The 17111-nt window shown below is 68.7% G+C and carries 18 protein-coding genes; 8 read left to right on the forward strand and 10 right to left on the reverse strand.

The window, feature by feature from the left end:
• Position 1: 1 nt before the first annotated feature.
• Both AC07M8_RS10955 and AC07M8_RS10960 read right to left on the reverse strand, forming a co-directional pair.
• Positions 2-472 (reverse strand): NfeD family protein, encoded by a 471-nt coding sequence (locus AC07M8_RS10955; protein WP_495174379.1) that lies wholly within the window; start codon positions 470-472, stop codon positions 2-4.
• On the reverse strand, positions 469-1440 hold the full coding sequence (locus AC07M8_RS10960) for an SPFH domain-containing protein (RefSeq protein WP_495174380.1): 972 nt from the start codon (positions 1438-1440) through the stop codon (positions 469-471). The genes AC07M8_RS10955 and AC07M8_RS10960 overlap by 4 nt, the downstream gene beginning before the upstream one ends.
• A 168-nt stretch (positions 1441-1608) precedes the next feature.
• Between AC07M8_RS10960 and AC07M8_RS10965 the strand changes: the two genes are divergently transcribed.
• From AC07M8_RS10965 to AC07M8_RS10980, 4 genes are all read left to right on the forward strand, one after another.
• Positions 1609-2373: an ATP-grasp domain-containing protein gene (locus tag AC07M8_RS10965; RefSeq protein WP_495174381.1), complete on the forward strand. Its 765-nt coding sequence runs from the start codon at positions 1609-1611 to the stop codon at positions 2371-2373.
• Between the two features lie 63 nt (positions 2374-2436).
• Positions 2437-3894, forward strand: coding sequence for an IMP dehydrogenase (guaB, locus tag AC07M8_RS10970; protein WP_495174382.1), 1458 nt, complete (start codon positions 2437-2439; stop codon positions 3892-3894).
• 93 nt (positions 3895-3987) lie between these two features.
• A complete protein-coding gene (locus AC07M8_RS10975) occupies positions 3988-5148 on the forward strand; it encodes an RsmB/NOP family class I SAM-dependent RNA methyltransferase (RefSeq protein WP_495174383.1) in 1161 nt (386 codons plus the stop codon).
• A 30-nt stretch (positions 5149-5178) separates the two neighbouring features.
• Entirely contained in the window at positions 5179-5679 is a 501-nt protein-coding gene (locus tag AC07M8_RS10980) for a tetratricopeptide repeat protein (protein ID WP_495174384.1), read from the forward strand.
• Here the strand turns inward: AC07M8_RS10980 and rsmA are convergent.
• The 4 genes from rsmA to AC07M8_RS11000 form a co-directional block, all read right to left on the reverse strand.
• Entirely contained in the window at positions 5663-6514 is an 852-nt protein-coding gene (gene rsmA, locus AC07M8_RS10985) for a 16S rRNA (adenine(1518)-N(6)/adenine(1519)-N(6))-dimethyltransferase RsmA (protein WP_495174385.1), read from the reverse strand. The two genes, AC07M8_RS10980 and rsmA, sit on opposite strands and share 17 nt — an antisense overlap.
• Entirely contained in the window at positions 6511-7515 is a 1005-nt protein-coding gene (pdxA, locus tag AC07M8_RS10990) for a 4-hydroxythreonine-4-phosphate dehydrogenase PdxA (RefSeq protein WP_495174386.1), read from the reverse strand. The genes rsmA and pdxA overlap by 4 nt, the downstream gene beginning before the upstream one ends.
• Before the next feature lies 1 nt (position 7516).
• On the reverse strand, positions 7517-8875 hold the full coding sequence (locus AC07M8_RS10995) for a peptidylprolyl isomerase (RefSeq protein WP_495174387.1): 1359 nt from the start codon (positions 8873-8875) through the stop codon (positions 7517-7519).
• Between the two features lie 87 nt (positions 8876-8962).
• Positions 8963-11242, reverse strand: coding sequence for an LPS-assembly protein LptD (locus AC07M8_RS11000; protein WP_495174388.1), 2280 nt, complete (start codon positions 11240-11242; stop codon positions 8963-8965).
• A gap of 227 nt (positions 11243-11469) precedes the next feature.
• On the opposite strand from AC07M8_RS11000, the gene AC07M8_RS11005 reads away from it, so the two are divergent.
• From AC07M8_RS11005 to AC07M8_RS11020, 4 genes are all read left to right on the forward strand, one after another.
• Complete coding sequence (locus tag AC07M8_RS11005) at positions 11470-12939, forward strand: leucyl aminopeptidase (protein ID WP_495174389.1); 1470 nt, start codon at positions 11470-11472, stop codon at positions 12937-12939.
• A 68-nt stretch (positions 12940-13007) separates the two neighbouring features.
• On the forward strand, positions 13008-13448 hold the full coding sequence (locus AC07M8_RS11010; protein ID WP_495174390.1) for a DNA polymerase III subunit chi: 441 nt from the start codon (positions 13008-13010) through the stop codon (positions 13446-13448).
• Between the two features lie 130 nt (positions 13449-13578).
• A complete protein-coding gene (gene ndk, locus AC07M8_RS11015; protein WP_495174696.1) occupies positions 13579-14001 on the forward strand; it encodes a nucleoside-diphosphate kinase in 423 nt (140 codons plus the stop codon).
• A complete protein-coding gene (locus tag AC07M8_RS11020; RefSeq protein WP_495174391.1) occupies positions 14001-14522 on the forward strand; it encodes a GNAT family N-acetyltransferase in 522 nt (173 codons plus the stop codon). The genes ndk and AC07M8_RS11020 overlap by 1 nt, the downstream gene beginning before the upstream one ends.
• Before the next feature lie 5 nt (positions 14523-14527).
• Here the strand turns inward: AC07M8_RS11020 and AC07M8_RS11025 are convergent, their stop codons facing one another.
• From AC07M8_RS11025 to purM, 4 genes are read right to left on the reverse strand one after another with little or no spacing between them, the layout of a single operon-like run.
• A complete protein-coding gene (locus tag AC07M8_RS11025; RefSeq protein ID WP_495174392.1) occupies positions 14528-15115 on the reverse strand; it encodes a hypothetical protein in 588 nt (195 codons plus the stop codon).
• Entirely contained in the window at positions 15112-15378 is a 267-nt protein-coding gene (locus tag AC07M8_RS11030; RefSeq protein WP_495174393.1) for an MmcQ/YjbR family DNA-binding protein, read from the reverse strand. Before AC07M8_RS11030 ends, AC07M8_RS11025 begins: the two co-directional genes overlap by 4 nt.
• Positions 15375-15953, reverse strand: a complete 579-nt coding sequence (purN, locus tag AC07M8_RS11035) for a phosphoribosylglycinamide formyltransferase (RefSeq protein ID WP_495174394.1) — start codon at positions 15951-15953, stop codon at positions 15375-15377. The genes AC07M8_RS11030 and purN overlap by 4 nt, the downstream gene beginning before the upstream one ends.
• Entirely contained in the window at positions 15946-17049 is a 1104-nt protein-coding gene (gene purM, locus AC07M8_RS11040; protein WP_495174395.1) for a phosphoribosylformylglycinamidine cyclo-ligase, read from the reverse strand. The genes purN and purM overlap by 8 nt, the downstream gene beginning before the upstream one ends.
• Between the last annotated feature and the right edge of the window lie 62 nt (positions 17050-17111).

A 17111-nucleotide genomic window follows, 5' to 3' on the forward strand; every position in this document is an offset into this window, starting at 1 on the left:
CTCAACTGTCGGGCGCGTCGTGTGGCGGGACCGGTTCGACCAGCAGCACGCCACCCTCGACCGCGGCAATGCGCACACGCTCGCCGACCACGGCATCGCGGCCGCGCGCCGGCCAGCTGCCATCGCCCACGCGCACCCGGCCGCTGCCGCCCTCGATACCGGTTTCGACCACCACGACATCGCCGATCAGCCGCGCCGCGCGATCGTTGAGCCGGGCGTCGCTGCTCGGCACCGGATAGTCGAGGTACCAGCGCCGCCCGATCAGCACCGTCACCACGCTCCACACCGCGAAGCTCGCGAGCTGCGCAGCGGGCGGCAGCGCGGGGAGGGCGAGCAGCGCCACGCCGGTGATTGCCGCGGCGATCGCGAGGAAGATCGCGAACACGCCGGGGATCAGCAGCTCGGCGATGCCGAGCAGCAGCGCGGCGATCAGCCACGCGCCCGCCAGGCCGCCGATCGTCTCCAGCGTCACGGCTGCGGCAGCTCGAACGGCCCCCGTTTCGCCTCTGGCTTGGCGGGCGCGGGCGTATCGCTCTTGCCGAGCGCTTCCTTGGCGAGCTCGCCGATCCCGCCGAGCGTACCGATCAGCTGTGTCGCTTCGACCGGGAACAGAATGGTCTTGGCGTTGGGGCTGGTTGCGAACTTGCCGACCGCCTCGACATATTTCTGGGCGATGAAATAGTTGATCGCCTGGATGCCGCCATTGGCGATCGCGTCGGAGACGACGCGGGTCGCCTTCGCCTCGGCCTCCGCGGCGCGCTCGCGGGCTTCCGAATCGCGATAGGCCGATTCGCGACGTCCTTCCGCCTCGAGGATCCGCGCCTGCTTCTGCCCCTCGGCGCGCAGGATCTCGCCGGCGCGCGCGCCCTCGGCGTCAAGGATGTTGGCGCGCTTCTCGCGCTCGGCCTTCATCTGCCGGCCCATCGCGTTGACGATGTCGGCAGGCGGGCGGATGTCCTTGATCTCGACCCGGGTGATCTTGACGCCCCAGGGCGTGGTCGCATGATCCACCACCGAGAGCAGCCGCGCGTTGATCTCGTCGCGCTTGGACAGCGTCTCGTCGAGGTCCATCGACCCCATCACCGTGCGCAAATTGGTGGTGGTGAGCTGGAGCAGCGCCACATAGAGATCCGACACCTCATAGGCGGCCTTGGGCGCATCAAGCACCTGGAAGAACACCACGCCGTCGGTGGAGATCATCGCATTGTCCTTGGTGATGATCTCCTGGCCGGGGATATCGATCACCTGCTCCATCATGTTCACCTTGCGGCCGACCCGGTAGAAGAACGCCGGGTAGAAGTTGAACCCCGGTGCCGCTGTCGCGGTGTAGCGGCCGAAATGCTCGATCGTATATTGATAGCCTTGGCGAACGATCTTGATGCTGGTCATCAGATAGAAGAGCACCAGCGCAAGCGCGATGGCGGCAATGGTGATACCCATGATTCCTCCCCAGCCGCCCGAGTCCCCGGGGCGGCCCTGCGGCGGAGCATAGAAGCAGTTTGGCACGGCTGAAATGGTCGATCACGGCGCGGCGCATCCCCATGCCTGCGGTCCGAGCACGGCGTCTAAGTGCTGGCACGCAGCCTCGCGCCGGGGCATGCCGGGGCCATGGCCATTCCCCGCATCCTGTTCGGCAACCATCCCACCCAGATGCCGGCGATCGCCCGCTATCTCGATCACGAGCGGTTCGAAGCGAGCTTCGCGCCATTCGATGCGGTCGACCTTGCCTGGTTCGACCTCGTCGTGCCGCTGCGCGTCGCCCAGATCGAGCCGGCTCGCCCCGCCGCTGCGCTCGGCCGGGCCGTGCTGCCGACGCCGGCGCTGGTCGCATTGTGCGACGACAAGCTCGCGCTCAACCACTGGCTGATCGAGCGGGGCTTCGACAGCCTCGTCCCCGAGCTGCTGGGCCCAGCGCCTGACGTCTTTCCCTACATCCGCAAGACCCGGCAGGGCGATTTCGGCTTCGGCTGCCGGATGATCCGCGGCCCGGGCGAGGACGACGGCCTCGACGATCCCGACGTGTTCCGTCAGCGCGCGGTGGAAGGCCCGCTCGAATATGTCCTCCACCTGCTCCGCGTGAACGGCCGCATCCGCTTCTATGTCGCTTATTGCTACGACATGGCCCAGCCGCTCGCCGTCCGCGGCCATGCCGATGCTGCGGCGACGATTACCCCCGCGGACCCGGGCGCTGCCTATGACGCCTGCGTTGCGGTGCTCGAGGCGACGGGCTTCGAGGGAACCTGCTGCTTCAACTACAAATTGGAAGACGGCGCGGTCCGGCTGCTCGAGATCAACCCGCGGTTCGGCGGGTCGCTGGTGGGCGAGGTGACGGCCTATGTTGCAGCGCACCTGGAGGCGCTCGGCACCCCCTAGCTAATTGGGCCCTACGCGTTTACATGGCCCGCCACTTCTTCCCTTCCCGCAAGGATTGGCATCTTGGATATCCGGCTCGGCCTCACCTTCGACGACGTCCTGCTCGTGCCGGGTGAATCCGACATCGTGCCGAGCATGGCCGACACCCGCACCCGCGTAACCAAGGGGATCGCGCTCAACATCCCGGTGCTGTCATCGGCGATGGACACGGTGACCGAGTCGCAGATGGCCATCGTCATGGCCCAGCTCGGCGGCATCGGCGTGCTTCATCGCAACCTCACGGTCGAGGAACAGGTCGCCGCGGTACGCCAGGTCAAGCGCTTCGAATCGGGCATGGTCGTCAACCCGATCACCATCGCGCCATCGGCGACGCTCGCCGAAGCGCAGGCGCTGATGGCGGCCAACCGCATCAGCGGCATCCCGGTGGTCGAGGCCGACGGCAAGCTGGTCGGCATCCTCACCAACCGCGACGTCCGCTTCGCCGGCAACCCGCGTCAGCCGGTCGCCGAGCTGATGACCCGCGACAATCTCGCCACCGTCTCCACCGACGTCGGTCAGGAGGAGGCGCGCCGCCTGCTCCACCAGCGCCGCATCGAGAAGCTGCTGGTGGTCGACGACGCGTATCGCTGCGTCGGCCTGATCACCGTCAAGGACATCGAGAAGGCGGTGATGTACCCCGAGGCGACCAAGGATGCCGCCGGTCGCCTGCGCGTCGCCGCCGCGACCACGGTGGGCGACAAGGGCTTCGAACGCACCGAGGCGCTGGTCGACGCCGAATGCGATCTGATCGTGATCGACACTGCCCATGGCCACAATCGCGACGTCGCTCGCGCCGTCGAGCGGGTCAAGAAGCTCAGCAATTCGGTCCAGGTGGTCGCGGGCAATGTCGCCACCGGCGAGGCCACGAAGGCGCTGATCGGTGCCGGGGCAGACGGCATCAAGGTCGGCATCGGCCCGGGGTCGATCTGCACCACCCGCGTCGTCGCCGGCGTCGGCGTGCCGCAGCTCACCGCGGTGATGGATTGCGCCGAGGAAGGCCACAAGGCCGGCGTGCCGGTGATCGCCGATGGCGGTCTGCGCACCTCTGGCGATCTCGCCAAGGCGCTCGCCGCCGGCGCCTCCACCTGCATGATCGGCTCGCTGCTTGCCGGCACCGAGGAAGCGCCGGGTGATACGTTCCTCTACCAGGGCCGCGCTTACAAATCGTACCGCGGCATGGGCTCGGTCGGCGCGATGGGCCGCGGCTCGGCCGATCGCTACTTCCAGGGCGACATCAAGGATCAGCTCAAGTTGGTGCCCGAGGGCATCGAGGGCCAGGTCGCGTTCAAGGGCCCGGCCAAGGACGTCATCCACCAGCTGGTCGGCGGCATCAAGGCGGCGATGGGCTATACCGGCGCCGGCACCATCGACGACCTCCGCCATCGCGCGCGCTTCGTCCAGATCACCGGCGCGGGGCTGAAGGAAAGCCACGTCCATGACGTGACGATCACCCGCGAAGCGCCCAACTACCCGACCCGCTGACCATCTTTTCCCCTCCCCGCCGGGGAGGGGCCGGGGGAGAGGGGCAGTCGCTGAACCCCGTCTCCTCTCACCAGAGCGACGGAGAACTCGCCCATGACCCCCGCCGCCCGTACCGAAGCCGCCATTGAACTGCTCGACCAGATCATCGTCGCCGCGCGCGATGGCGGTGCCGCCGCCGACACGCTGGTGAGCCGCTATTTCGGCACCCGGCGCTACGCCGGCTCCAAGGACCGCCGTGCCGTGCGCGACCTGGTCTATGCAGCGATCCGCATCGCCGGCGACATCCCCGCGAGCGGGCGTGCCGCGATGCTGTCGCTCGCCGACCGTGATCCCGCGGTCGCCGCGACCTTCGACGGCTCGGCGCATGGCCCGGCGCCGATCGATACAGCGGAGACCCGTGCCACCAGCGGGGTTGCGCCTGCCTGGCTCGAACAGGCGCTGATCGCGTCGGGCGTGCCGAGCGCGGATCACGCGGCGCTGATCGACCGCGCGCCGCTCGACGTGCGGCTCAACCGGCTCAAGGGCGTGGCGTCGCCGATCGCTGGCGAGCCGATCGCGGGGCTTCCCGATGCGCTGCGGCTTCCCTCCGGCACCAATGTCGAGCCATTCGCCGGTACCCTCGAGGTGCAGGATGCGGGCAGCCAGATCGTTTCGATGGCCGCCGAGGCCCGCCCCGGCTTGCTCGTCGTCGACCTTTGCGCAGGCGCCGGCGGCAAGACGCTGGCGCTCGCCGCCGCGATGGCCAATCAGGGACGCATCATCGCCGCCGATATCGATCGGGCCCGCCTCCAGCGCCTCCCGCCGCGCGCGGACAAAGCCGGGGTGACGATCGTCGAGACCCGCCTGCTCGACGCCAAGCGCGAGGGCGAGATGCTGAGCGACCTTGATGGCAGCGCCAACACGGTGCTGATCGACGCGCCCTGTTCAGGCACCGGCACCTGGCGCCGCAACCCCGAGGCGCGCTGGCGACTCACCCCCGATCGCCTCGAGCGGCTCGTCGCCAGCCAGCGCAACGTCCTCGCCATAGGCGCACCGCTGGTGCGGCCGGGCGGCGCGCTGGTCTATATCGTCTGCTCGCTGCTCGATGCCGAGGGCGCCGATCAGGTCGACGCCTTCATCGCTGACCATCCGGGCTGGACCGCCGAGACACCCGCGCTGCCGGCCGGGCGCGCGCGTCGCACCGGCATTCGGCTCGATCCAGCGCATGACGGCACCGACGGCTTTTTTGTCGCGCGGCTCCGGGCGCCCTGCTAATCGCCGATGGTGCCGTCGTCGGAGACCTTCATGCGCGTTACGTCCGTTGCCCTTGCTGCCGCGCTGACCCTGGTTTGCGTCTCGACTTCGCTCAACGCGCAGCGCGCCGACGACCAGATCGACGCGCGCTCGCTGCAGCTGCTGGCGCAAGGCCGCGCGGCGCAGGCGGCGGGCAATCTGGATGGCGCCACCGATCTGCTCGAGACCGCGGTCGCGGTCGATCCGCGCAACCGTCAGGCCTATGTGGTGCTCGCCGAGGTGGCGGAAACCCGCGGCCTGCCGGGCAAGGCGATCCGCCTCTATCGTGAAGCGCTGGCGCTCGAGCCCAACGACATCGCCGCGCTGCAGGGGCAGGGCGAGGCGCTGGTCGCGAAGGGCGCGGTGATCCTCGCCAAGGGCAATCTCGCCAAGATCCGCACCCTGTGCAAGACCAGCTGCCCGGCGGCGACCCAGCTCGCCGCGGCGATCGACAAGGGCCCGCCGATCACCACCGCCCAGGTGAACAGCAAAACGGCTAAGGCGCCGGAATAGCCCGGGCGACGGCGACGAATTCGGCGACGCTCAGCGTCTCGGCGCGGCGGCTCGAATCGATGCCAAGCGTGTCGAGCGCCGCCAGCGCACCGGGCACCGACTTGAGGCTCTGGCGCAGCATCTTGCGTCGCTGGCCGAAGGCGGCGGCGGTGACCCGCTCGAGCAGCGCGACCGCGACGCCCTCGGGCGCCTCCGCTGGCTCGATGTGCACCACCGCCGACATCACCTTGGGCGGCGGGGTGAACGCGGATCGGTGCACCGGCATCGCGATCCGCGCGCTCGAGCGCCACTGGGCGAGCACCGCCAGCCGGCCATAGGCATCGCCATTGGCGCTCGCGACGATCCGCTCGGCAACTTCCTTCTGGAACATCAGCGTCAGCGATTGCCACCACGGCTGCCAGCCACCGGTCAGCCAGCCGACCAGCAGCGCGGTGCCGACGTTATAGGGCAGGTTGGAAACGATATGCGGCCGGCCGGCGAACAGGGCAGGGGCATCCACCTCCAGCGCGTCGCCCTCGATCAGCGTCAGCTTGCCGGGATAATGCGCGCCGAGCTCCTCGAGCGCGGGAATACAGCGCCGGTCGCGCTCGATCGCGGTGACCTTCGCGCCGGCGGCGAGCAAGGCCCGGGTCAGCCCGCCGGGGCCGGGGCCGACTTCCAGCACCTCGGCGTCGTCGAGATCGCCCGGCACCGCCGCGATCCGCGCGAGCAGCTGGCCGTCGAACAGGAAGTTCTGCCCCAGCGCCTTGCTGGCCGAAAGGCCGTAGCGGGCGATCACGTCGCGCAGCGGCGGAAGCGGGGCTGGCGACGCGCCCTGCGGCGCCGTGTCGGTCACAATCCGGCCTTGGCCCGCCGCTCGGCAGCCTGGCCGGCCATGGCGATCGCCGCGATCATCGCGCCGGGATGCGCCTGATCGGTGCCGGCAATCCCGAAGGCGGTGCCGTGATCGGGCGAGGTGCGCACGATCGGCAGGCCGAGCGTGATGTTGACGCCCTCGTCGAAATGCAGCGTCTTCAATGGTACCAGTGCCTGGTCGTGATAGCAGCACAGCACCGCATCATATTGCTTGCGCGCGCGGGCATGGAACAGCGTGTCGGCAGCAAGGGGCCCGATCGCGTCGATGCCCTCGGCGCGGAGCAGCGCGATCGCCGGTTCGAGAATGTCGATCTCCTCGCGCCCGATCGCGCCGCCCTCGCCGGCATGCGGGTTGAGACCGGCGAAGGCGAGGCGCGGTGCCTCGATCCCGAAGTTGCGGGTGAGGCCACGCGCGGTCGCGCGCCCTTTGGCGACGACCAGCTCAACCGTCAGCAGCGAGGATACGAGACCAAGCGGCACATGGGTGGTGATCGGCACCACCCTGAGCGACGGCCCGGCGAGCATCATCACCGCATTGGCGCCGGCGATCCCGCAGCGTTCAGCGACGAATTCGGTCTGACCCGGGTGGGTGAAGCCGATCGCATAGAGCTGCGCCTTGGATACCGGCCCGGTGACCAGCGCCCGCGCCGCGCCCGATTTTACCAGCCCGACGGCCAGCTCGAGCGAATGAAGCGCACAGCGTGCCCCCTCGGCATCGGGGCTGCCAGGAACGATCTCGCCGGCATCCTCGACCGTGAGCACCGGCAGCGCGGTGTCGAACACCCGCATCGCCTCGTCGAGTCCGCTCACCGGCTGCACCGGGCCGGACCATACCCGCAGGATCGCCCGGTGATCCCCCACCGCGACGAACGGCGGCAGCGAATGTAGTCCGCGCACGCCCCAGGCCTTGGCGATGATCTCGGGGCCGATGCCCGCAGGATCCCCCATCGATACCGCGAGCGGGGCGATCGTCCCCGTCATCTCAGCGATACTCGATCACCGCATCGCGGCGCAGATCGCGCAGCTTGCTCTGCGCACGCAGGTTGACGCGCTGCTGCTCGAGCTGGCCCTGGATCTGGTCGGCACGCGGCAGCGCGCTCGCCTGCGGATCGTCGCGGCCGCACAGCACCAGCGCGCGAATGCCTTCCTGTGGCGAGCCGAATGGCGGCGTCGACTGGCCGATCTGCAGCTTCAGCATGATTTCCTGGAGCGGCGCCGGCAGGTCGCGGACCCGCACCGAATCATTGTCCACGACCTCGGCGTTGATCGTCGAGGCGACCTTTTCCACAGTGCCGCAGCCCTGGATGGCCGAGGCGGTCTTGGCGAATTCGGCCGCGCGTGCCTGAGCCTGCGCCTGGGTGGTGCCGGCCGGGAAGCGAACGGTGATCTGCTTCAAGCTGAGCCGCGCGTCGCGCGGATCGGCGCTGCCGACGGTGCGCTTGTCGGTGAGATAGAGGATCGAATAGCCGCCGGGCGTCTCGATCGGGCCGGCGACCTGGCCGACCTGCATCTGCGTCGCTGCGTCGGAGAGCTGCTGCGGCAGCGTCGCCAGCCTGATCCAGCCAAGATCGCCGCCGACGCCGCGGGTCGACGCCTCGGAGAAGCTGCGCGCGAAATATTCGAACGGCTGCTGGCCCTTCTGGATCTCGCCAATGATCTGCTTGGCGTTGGCGAGCACCTGCGGCCGGTTGGCGTCGTTGGCGCCGAGGTAGATTTCCTTGAGATTATACTCGTCGGTACCCTTGGCGGCCTGGAGGCGATCGATGATCGACTTCACTTCCTCGTCGCCGACGTTGACGAACGGTTCCACCCGCTTGCGCAGGTAGCGCTGCCAGGCGAGCTCGCCCTCGATCTGGCGCTTGAGCGAGCGCTCGGACGAGCCGCTGGCGCGCAGGAACTTGGTCATGTCGGGCAGCGAGCGGTTGAAGTTCTTGGCGATCCGCGCGTAGCTTTGGTTGATCTCGTCGGGCGTGATCGTGATCTCGGCCGATTTGGCTTCCTGGATCTGCAATGTCTCGTCGATCAGCTGGCGCAGCACCTGCATCTTCAGCCGGTCGCGCTCCTCGTTGGTCAGCGTCGCGTTATTGGCCGCCGCGATCAGCGCCACGCGCTGGTCGACATCGGTGCCGGTGATCACGGTGTCGTTGACCACCGCGGTCGGCTTGCGGACGTTGGGGTCGAGCTTGCCGAAGATCTGGAGGTTGGCGGGAATGTCGAGGTTGGTGTCGGGAACGCTCTGGTCCGGCACCGTCTGCGCGACGGCGCCGCCGCCCAGCGCCGCCAGCGCTACCCACCCCATCACGCGGCCCAGCCGGGCTGCCGGTCGAATACGATGCGTCACGTTTTTCCGTTACCCCAAATCGCGCCAGCGCGCAGGCCGGGCGGATTGCCCCAGATTAGCTGAACCACAGCTGAGTTGCGCTAGCGCTTAGCGGCCGAGATTGGTCAAGGCCAGCGTCAACAGGAAGCTGTTGCCTGCCTTGGCGTCGCCGGTGTTGCGATAGTCGCGGCGCCAGGTGAGCCCTAGCCGCAGGCAATCGTCTTCATATTGCACGCCGAGCCGATGCCGCACCGGATCGAAGCCGTCGGCGAGCGACAGCGGGTCCTCGGCCTTGTCGGTGAGGTCGATCACCGTCGAGCCGAATACCGACCAGAAACGCGCGAACTGCGCGCGCCCGGCGAGCCGCACCTCCTCGCTGTCCTGCAGATCCTCGACCTGCGGCAGGATGTTGCGGTTGAGCCGCAGATAGCCGACCAGCGCATAGGTGCTGCGCGATCCCAGGGTGAGGTCCACCTCGTTGCGGCGCACCGCCAGGCTGTCCTTGTCGAGCCGGAAGCGGCCGGTGAACGAGACGAAGTCGCGGAAGCGGATATCGGCACGGCCGACGATGTCGGAGAAGCGGTCGCTGAGCCCCGTGCCATCAGGTAGGATGGTTGGCCGGGTGGACAGGCGATAGCTCTGGCCGATCACCGTGTCGACGCTGATCCCCGGCAAGTTGGCGGCCCATTCGGCGCCATAGGTAACACGCGAGCTGTCCTCGAACCGGTCGTAGCCGGCGAAGCGATTGAGCGCGAACAGGTTGGAATCGTCGAGATCCACCGCGCGTGAATCCTCGTTTGGCACGTCGAGGTTGGCGATCTTGGGCGAGGCGACAAACTGAACCCGCGGCGTGAAGCGCTGGGTGCCGCCGAGGAACTCGCCGACGAACGGCCATTTGACGTCCATCGACAGCGCGCCGATCGCGCGTTGTTCGAAGCCCTCGTTGCCGCGATAGCTCACCACGTCGGTCGCGAGTGTGTCATGGGTGTTGTAGAGATCGCCGCGCGCGTAAGCGGTAAAGGTCACCTCCTGGCCCCATTTGGTCAGGCGGCGGAGGTCCCATTCGAATTCGGCAAAGGCGCGCTGGGTGTCCTGGCCGTCGATGCGGGTGAGCGCCAGCGTGTTGAGCTGGATCTGCGCGACGCCGCCGAGCCAGGGATCGGTGAACCGTCGCCGATAATCCATCTCCGGGATGGCGATCGGCTGCGCCTTCTGGCTGTCGTTGACCCGCAGCGTCTGCACATACCAGCCGGTCAGCGAGAAATAGCTGTCGGTGTCGATATGCTCGAGGCTGGCGGTGCTGCGCAGCCGGTCGTCGCGCGAGATGTCGTAGCGGCGCAGGAAGGTGCGGTCGGTGGCGATCCGCAGCGAGCCGCTGATGCTCCAGCCCGGCGTCAGCTGATAGCGGACGATGCCGTCGATGTAGCCGCGAAACGCGCGCTCGGTATCGGTGTCGGTGCTGTTGAGATCGTCGCTGCGCCGGCTGTCGGTGGCATAAGCGGTGATGCGGAAGGCGCCGGTGTCGTCGAGCTGCTCATATTGCGCCTGCATCAGCGGCAGCACCGCGCTAAACAGGTGCGGGGTGAGCGTCAGGCCTTTGTCCGGCGCCAGCCGAATATAGTAAGGCGTCACCAGCTCCAGCCCGTTGACGCGGTCGTAGCGGATATTGGGGCTGAGCAGGCCGCTTTCGGCGCTGCCGCCCACCGGGTGCGAGAAGCTCGGCAGCGGCAGGGTCGGCAGCCCGAACAGGTGGAACCGGCCACCGCCATAATACATCCGCTGCTTGTCGGGCCGGTAGGTGATCCGCACCGCCGTGATCTTCCACGACGGCTCCTTGGGGCAGCCGGACGAGCCCTGCACCGCGCACGGCGTGTAAGCGGCGTCGGTCAACTCCAGCGTGCCGTCGGTGTCGCGCGTGCCCTTCTCGGCCGCGAGCCGGCCGCCCTGTTCGAGCACCACCAGCATGTTCTCGACCACGCCATCCTTGAGCGAATCGGTAAGATTAATGGTGTCGCCATAAGCGACGTCGCCGGCCGGGTTGGTCACCGCGATGTTGCCGGTCGCGACGACCTTCCCGGTCTTGCGGTTCCACACCACCTTGTCGGCTCGCAGTCGGTCGCCTTGGCGGAACATCCGCACCTCGCCGGTCGCGGTGACGATGTCGGCGTCGGTATCATAGTCCAGGCTGTCGGCGCTGAAGCGGATCTGCTCACTGTTCTCGGGCGCCACCGCCGCATCGGGCGTGGCCGCGGCTAGCGCGGGATCGGACACGGGCGGGGGCGGCGTGGCGCGATCCTGCAGGTCCTGCGCGGCCGCCGGCGCGGCGATCAACGCGAGGGGCAGGGCGAGCGGCAGGGCGCAGCCGGCCAGAAGGTCGAAACGCAGCACGATTGTCAGAACCACCTTTAAGCGCATGACCCCGGCACCGCCCTGAACGGCACCCCATTGTGCGCCTATCGCACCACCCGCGCGCGGCTGCAATCACCGCGCGGTGCGATGCGACGTTTCCGGCTGCGCATCGTTATGGCTGCACTGTGTTTTTTCTCTGTCCTTTGCACGTTCCCGCCGCTGCCGTAGAGCGGCGCGTTCGTGCCCGCTCGCAAGGTTGCTGATCCATGGATATCCGTTTCGTCCCCGCCGTCGCCCCCGCAGCCCCGATCGTCGCGCTCGCGGTGGAGAAGGACGCCGGTCGCACGAGCTGGGCCGGGCTGGAGGAAGACGCCCAGGCGCTCGCCACCGCCGCCGCCCGAGCTCAGCGCTTCGAGGGCGAGGCAGGATCGCTCGTCGAGCTGTTCGTCCAAACTGGCGGCGCCACCCGCCAGTTGTTGCTGCTGGGCGTCGGCGCCGGCAGCGAGGTCGATTGGGAAAAGGCAGGCGGCGCGTTGACCGCCAAGCTGCTCACCTCGGGCGCGACCGAGGTCGTTGCTGATGTCGCCGCCGCCAAGCCGTCGGCCAAGGCCGCCGCGCGCTTTGCCGGTGCCGCGGCGCAGCGCGCGTGGCGCTACGACATCTATCGCACCAAGCTGCCCGAAAAGCAGAAGCCGACGCTCGGCGTGATCTCGATCGCCGGCGCGCCGGAGGGCAGCGATGCTGCCTGGGTAGCGCAGGATGCGATCACCCGTGGTCTGGCGCTGACCCGCACGCTGGTCGCGGCGCCGCCCAACATCCTTTACCCTGAGAGCTTCGTCGAATGGGTCCGCCGCGATGTCGAGGGGCTCGGGCTTGAGATCACCGTGCTCGACGAGGCGGCGATGCGCGAGCTCGGCATGGGGTCGCTGCTCGGCGTCAGCCAGGGCAGCCCGCGCGAGGCGCGCTTGCTCGCGCTGCGCTGGAACGGGGCGGGGGCGGGCGATCCCGCGGTTGCCTTCGTCGGCAAGGGCGTCACCTTTGATACCGGCGGCATCTCGCTGAAGCCCGGGCCCGGCATGGAAGACATGAAGTGGGACATGGGCGGTGCCGGCGCCGTCGCGGGGGCGATGAAGGCGCTCGCCGCGCGCAAGGCCAAGGTCAATGTCGTCGGAGTCTGCGGGCTGGTCGAGAACATGCCCGACGGCAACGCCCAGCGCCCTGGCGATGTCGTCACCTCCATGTCCGGCCAGACGATCGAGATCCTCAACACCGACGCCGAGGGCCGGCTGGTGCTCGCCGACGCAATTACCTGGACGCAGCGGACCTTCAAGCCGCAGGTGGTGGTCGATCTCGCCACGCTTACCGGCGCGATGATCGTCAGCCTCGGCCATGAATATGGCGGCGTCTTCGCCAACGACGATGGACTCGCCGACAAGCTGCTCGCCGCCGGGCTGGCGACGGGGGACAAATTGTGGCGCTTCCCGCTGTCCGACGCCTACAACAAGATGATCGATTCGCCGATCGCCGACATGAAGAACATCGGCCCGCGCGGCGCCGGCTCCATCACCGCGGCGCAGTTCATCCAACGCTTCGTCGACGAGGGCGTCAAATGGGCGCACCTCGACATCGCCGGCATGGTCTGGTCCGACAAGGCCGGCGCCACCCATGACAAGGGCGCGACCGGCTATGGCGTGCGCCTGCTCGATCGCTTCATCGCCGACAATTTCGAGGGCTGAGCCCCCAGCCGTTATCCCGGCTTTCGCCGGAATGACGAACATGGGCGAGGGACGATACGAGGCAGGCGATGCAGGTCGACTTCTACCATCTCACCGTCACCCCGCTGGAGCGCGCGCTGCCGCAGATCGCTGCCAAGGTGGTGGATACCGGCAACCGCCTGCTGATCGTCAGCGCGCGCGACGATCAACGCGCCGCGCTCGATCGGCTGCTCTGGACCTATCAGGCGGACAGCTTCCTGCCCCATGCGCAGCAGGGCGCCAGCGACGATGCCGCGCAGCCGATCCTGTTGTCGCCTGACATCGGTCCGGCCAACGCTGCCCGCCACGTCGCGCTGGTCGACGGCGCCTGGCGCGACGAGGCGCTCGGCTTCGAGCGCGCCTTCCATTTCTTCGAGGACGAGCACATCGAGCAGGCGCGCCACGCCTGGCGCGCGCTCGGCGGGCACGGCGGCGTCGAGCGCCGCTACTGGAAACAGGGCGACGACGGTCGCTGGGAAAAGGCCGCCTAATCGGCGACCATTGGCCGCCACCATGGCGTCGTCCCTCGCGGCCGGGAGCCGCGATGTTGCATTGCCCGCCCCCCGCGACTAGGGCGGCGCCACTTCGTTACAGCCCATAATACAGGAGCCCGTGACCATCATGGCCGCGAACCGTACCTTCTCGATCATCAAGCCCGATGCCACCCGCCGCAACCTCACCGGTGCGGTCACCAAGATGCTCGAGGACGCCGGCCTTCGCGTCGTCGCGTCCAAGCGTATCCAGATGACCCGCGAGCAGGCCGAGGGCTTCTACGCCGTCCATCGCGAGCGTCCGTTCTTCAATGATCTGGTCTCGTTCATGATCTCTGGCCCGGTCGTGGTCCAGGTGCTCGAGGGCGAGAATGCGATGCAGCGCAATCGCGACATCATGGGCGCCACCAACCCCGCCAATGCCGACGCCGGCACGATCCGCAAGGAAATCGCCGAGTCGATCGAGGCTAATTCGGTCCATGGCTCGGACTCGGACGAGAATGCCGCGATCGAAATCGCCTATTTCTTCAAGCCCGACGAGATCGTCGGCTGATGATCGAGTGGCGGCTGCGGCGTGCGTCCCCCGAGGACGCACCCGCGGTCGCGCTGGTCGCGGGGGCAAGCTTCCTCGAGGCCTTTGCCGGCGTGCTCGCCGGCGCCGATATCCTCGCCCATCTCGCGCGCAACAGCTCGATCGAGCGTTTTGCCACCTGGGCGCACGATCCGCTGAGCGTCGTCACCCTCGCCGAGCATCCCGCCGGCGCCGCCCCGGTCGGCTATACCGTGCTCACCGCGCCAGACCTGCCGATCGCCGCTGCGCCCGGCGACATCGAGCTGCGCCGCATCTACACGCTCCAGCTTGCCCATGGCACCGGTCTCGGCCCGGCACTGATGGCCCGCGCGGTCGCCGATGCCGGCGCTGCGGGTTACCGCCGCCTGCTGCTCGGCGTCTATGCCGGCAACGCGCGGGCCCGCGCCTTCTACGAGCGCCAGGGCTTTGCGGTCGCCGGCACCCGCAAATATCGCGTCGGCGAGACGCTGCACGACGATATGATCTACGCGCGGCCGCTGTAGCGCGTTCAGCGCGTCGGCTTTTCCTTTGCCCAGGCCGCTTCGAGCGCCGTTGGCGTGCCGTCACGCTGGCGCAACCGCAGCCCCTCGAGCTTGAACGAACGCCCGAGCAGGCGCCGGCCCTCGGTCTTCCACACCACGTCCTGGATCGAGGTCGCGGTCCGCGCGCTGTCGCCGACCCAATAGCGCACCGTCACCAGCACCGGCAGCCGGCCGGTGCGATCGTCGGCGCCGCCGTCGGTGAGCTTGAGCATCGCCGACTTGAACCAGCTTGAGTCGATCGCCGCATCCGCCGGGCTCTGCGGCGACACGCCGAGCGCCTGCGGGAAGGCGACGGTGACGTCGGATAGGTCGTGGCGGGCGTCATGCAGCGTGATCCGCTCACCGCCGGCCTCGACCGTCCCGGTGAGATCCACCCGCGCCTTGTCGCGCGCCTCGCTGGTCGCGGTGGCGACGCGCTCGGCCTGATCGGCGCGGCGGTCGGCCCAGTTGGAATAAAGCGTCAGCGCAGCGATCACCACGCCCGCCACCGCGACCACCTCGGCGAGCGTCACCCACCGCCGGCGGGTGCGCGCCTGATCCGCGGTCTCGGTCATCGCCCGCCCGCCTCGAGCAGCGCCTCGGGCGCCGCCAGTTCCCAGCCGCGCGCGATCCGGTCCTCGATCAGCGTCCAGTCGGCATCGTCGCCGAGCTCGATCGCCTGGTCGCCATCGTCGCCGAGCACCAGCAGCTGCGTGTCCGCGAGCTGCGCGAAGCGGGTGCCCGCCACGAAGAAGCCGGGGCCGTCGGCTGATGCGCGCTCCTCGGTGTCGGGAAGCAGCAGCGCGATGGCGCGGACGCGGGACAGCGGATCGGTCATCGGCGGACGAACTCCTTGAGCACGCGAGGGTAGAGCAGATGTTCCTGGTCGAGCACCCGCGCGGCGAGCGCGTCGGGCGTGTCGCCGGGCAGGATCGGCACCTCGGCCTGGCCGAGCACCACGCCGCCGTCGAGCTCCTCGGTGACGACATGGACCGAGCAGCCGGCAATCGCATCGCCGGCCGCGATCGCCCGGGCATGGGTGTCGAGCCCCTTATACTTGGGCAGCAGCGAGGGGTGGATGTTGACAATCCGGTCGCGCCAGCGGGCGACGAATTCGTCGGACAGCAGGCGCATGTAACCCGCCAGGGCGATCACCTCGACGCCGGCCTCGCGCAACGCGGTGTCGATCGCTTCCTCGTACACCGGCTTGCCGATCCCCTTGGGCGAGAGCGCAAAGGTGGCAAGGCCGTGCGCGCGAGCCCAGGCCAGGCCGGGCGCGTCGGGCTGGTCGGAGGCGACCAGCCCGATGGGAATGCCGGCCTCGGCCAACGCCTTCATGTTCGAGCCGCGGCCCGAGATCAGCACGCCGACCCGCTTGGTGGCCTCGGTGGCCGTGGCGGCCGTCTCAGCCATGATGGGTCGCGGTCCAGTCGGCGCGCGCGCTCCAGGTCTCGGTCGAGCCGCTGACGGTGCAGCCCCGCGCGCCGGCCTCGATCCGCCCGATCGCGAACACCGTCTCGCCCGCCGCGGTCAGTGCGTCGGTGACTGCTTCCGCCTGGTCGGCCGCGACCACCACCGCCATGCCGATCCCGCAGTTGAAGGTCCGCGCCATCTCCTCGGGCTCGATCCCGCCCTGCGCCTGGAGGAATGCCATCAGCCGCGGCTGCTCCCAGGCGTCGGCATCCACCACCGCGTGCGTCTCGTCGGGCAACACGCGGGGGATGTTCTCGAGCAACCCGCCGCCGGTGATGTGCGCCAGCCCCTTGATCGCGCGCTCGCGCAGCAGCGGCAGCAGGCTGGCGACATAGATCCGCGTCGGCGCCATCAGGATATCGATCAGCAGCCGATCCGAATCGAACAGGGCAGGGCGGTCGAGCTTCCAGGCCTTGTCCGCGGCAAGCCGGCGGACCAGCGAAAAACCGTTCGAATGGACGCCGGACGAGGCGAGGCCGAGGACGACGTCGCCGGCCGCGATCGTCTGCCCGGTCAGCACCTTGTCGCGCTCCACCGCACCGACGCAGAAGCCGGCCAGGTCATAGTCGCCATCGGCATACATGCCGGGCATCTCCGCGGTCTCGCCGCCGATCAGCGCGCAGCCGGCCTGCTTGCAGCCTTCCGCGATCGAGGCGACGACCCGCTCCGCGATCCCGCTCTCGAGCTTGCCGGTCGCGTAATAATCCAGGAAGAACAACGGCTCGGCACCCTGGACGATCAGGTCGTTGGCGCACATCGCAACAAGGTCGACGCCGACACCCTCGTGCCGGTCCCAGTCGATCGCGAGCTTCAGCTTGGTGCCGACGCCGTCGTTCGCCGCCACCAGCAGCGGATCGACAAAGCCCGCTGCCTTGAGATCGAAGAAGCCGCCGAAGCCGCCGAGATCGGCATCCGCCCCGGCACGGCGGGTCGCCTTGGCGAGCGGTCCGATGGCACGGACGAGGGCATTGCCGGCGGCGATGGACACCCCTGCATCGGCATAGGTGTAGGGCGCGTTGCGACGATCGTTGGTCATGGTCGAGCCTGCTAGACATATCGCGCTTGGATTTCCACGCCTGCTTCGCCAAAAGGCCTGAC

The organism is Sphingomonas sp. GW821-FHT09E03 (assembly GCF_059416225.1).

Coding starts and splice junctions, on each gene's coding strand:
- AC07M8_RS10960 (WP_495174380.1), bottom strand. CDS start 1,440: ATGGGTATCACCATTGCCGCCATCGCGCTTGCGCTGGTGCTCTTCTAT.
- AC07M8_RS10965 (WP_495174381.1), top strand. CDS start 1,609: ATGGCCATTCCCCGCATCCTGTTCGGCAACCATCCCACCCAGATGCCG.
- AC07M8_RS10975 (WP_495174383.1), top strand. CDS start 3,988: ATGACCCCCGCCGCCCGTACCGAAGCCGCCATTGAACTGCTCGACCAG.
- AC07M8_RS10980 (WP_495174384.1), top strand. CDS start 5,179: ATGCGCGTTACGTCCGTTGCCCTTGCTGCCGCGCTGACCCTGGTTTGC.
- pdxA (WP_495174386.1), bottom strand. CDS start 7,515: ATGACGGGGACGATCGCCCCGCTCGCGGTATCGATGGGGGATCCTGCG.
- AC07M8_RS11005 (WP_495174389.1), top strand. CDS start 11,470: ATGGATATCCGTTTCGTCCCCGCCGTCGCCCCCGCAGCCCCGATCGTC.
- AC07M8_RS11010 (WP_495174390.1), top strand. CDS start 13,008: ATGCAGGTCGACTTCTACCATCTCACCGTCACCCCGCTGGAGCGCGCG.
- ndk (WP_495174696.1), top strand. CDS start 13,579: ATGGCCGCGAACCGTACCTTCTCGATCATCAAGCCCGATGCCACCCGC.
- AC07M8_RS11020 (WP_495174391.1), top strand. CDS start 14,001: ATGATCGAGTGGCGGCTGCGGCGTGCGTCCCCCGAGGACGCACCCGCG.
- AC07M8_RS11025 (WP_495174392.1), bottom strand. CDS start 15,115: ATGACCGAGACCGCGGATCAGGCGCGCACCCGCCGGCGGTGGGTGACG.
- AC07M8_RS11030 (WP_495174393.1), bottom strand. CDS start 15,378: ATGACCGATCCGCTGTCCCGCGTCCGCGCCATCGCGCTGCTGCTTCCC.
- purN (WP_495174394.1), bottom strand. CDS start 15,953: ATGGCTGAGACGGCCGCCACGGCCACCGAGGCCACCAAGCGGGTCGGC.
- purM (WP_495174395.1), bottom strand. CDS start 17,049: ATGACCAACGATCGTCGCAACGCGCCCTACACCTATGCCGATGCAGGG.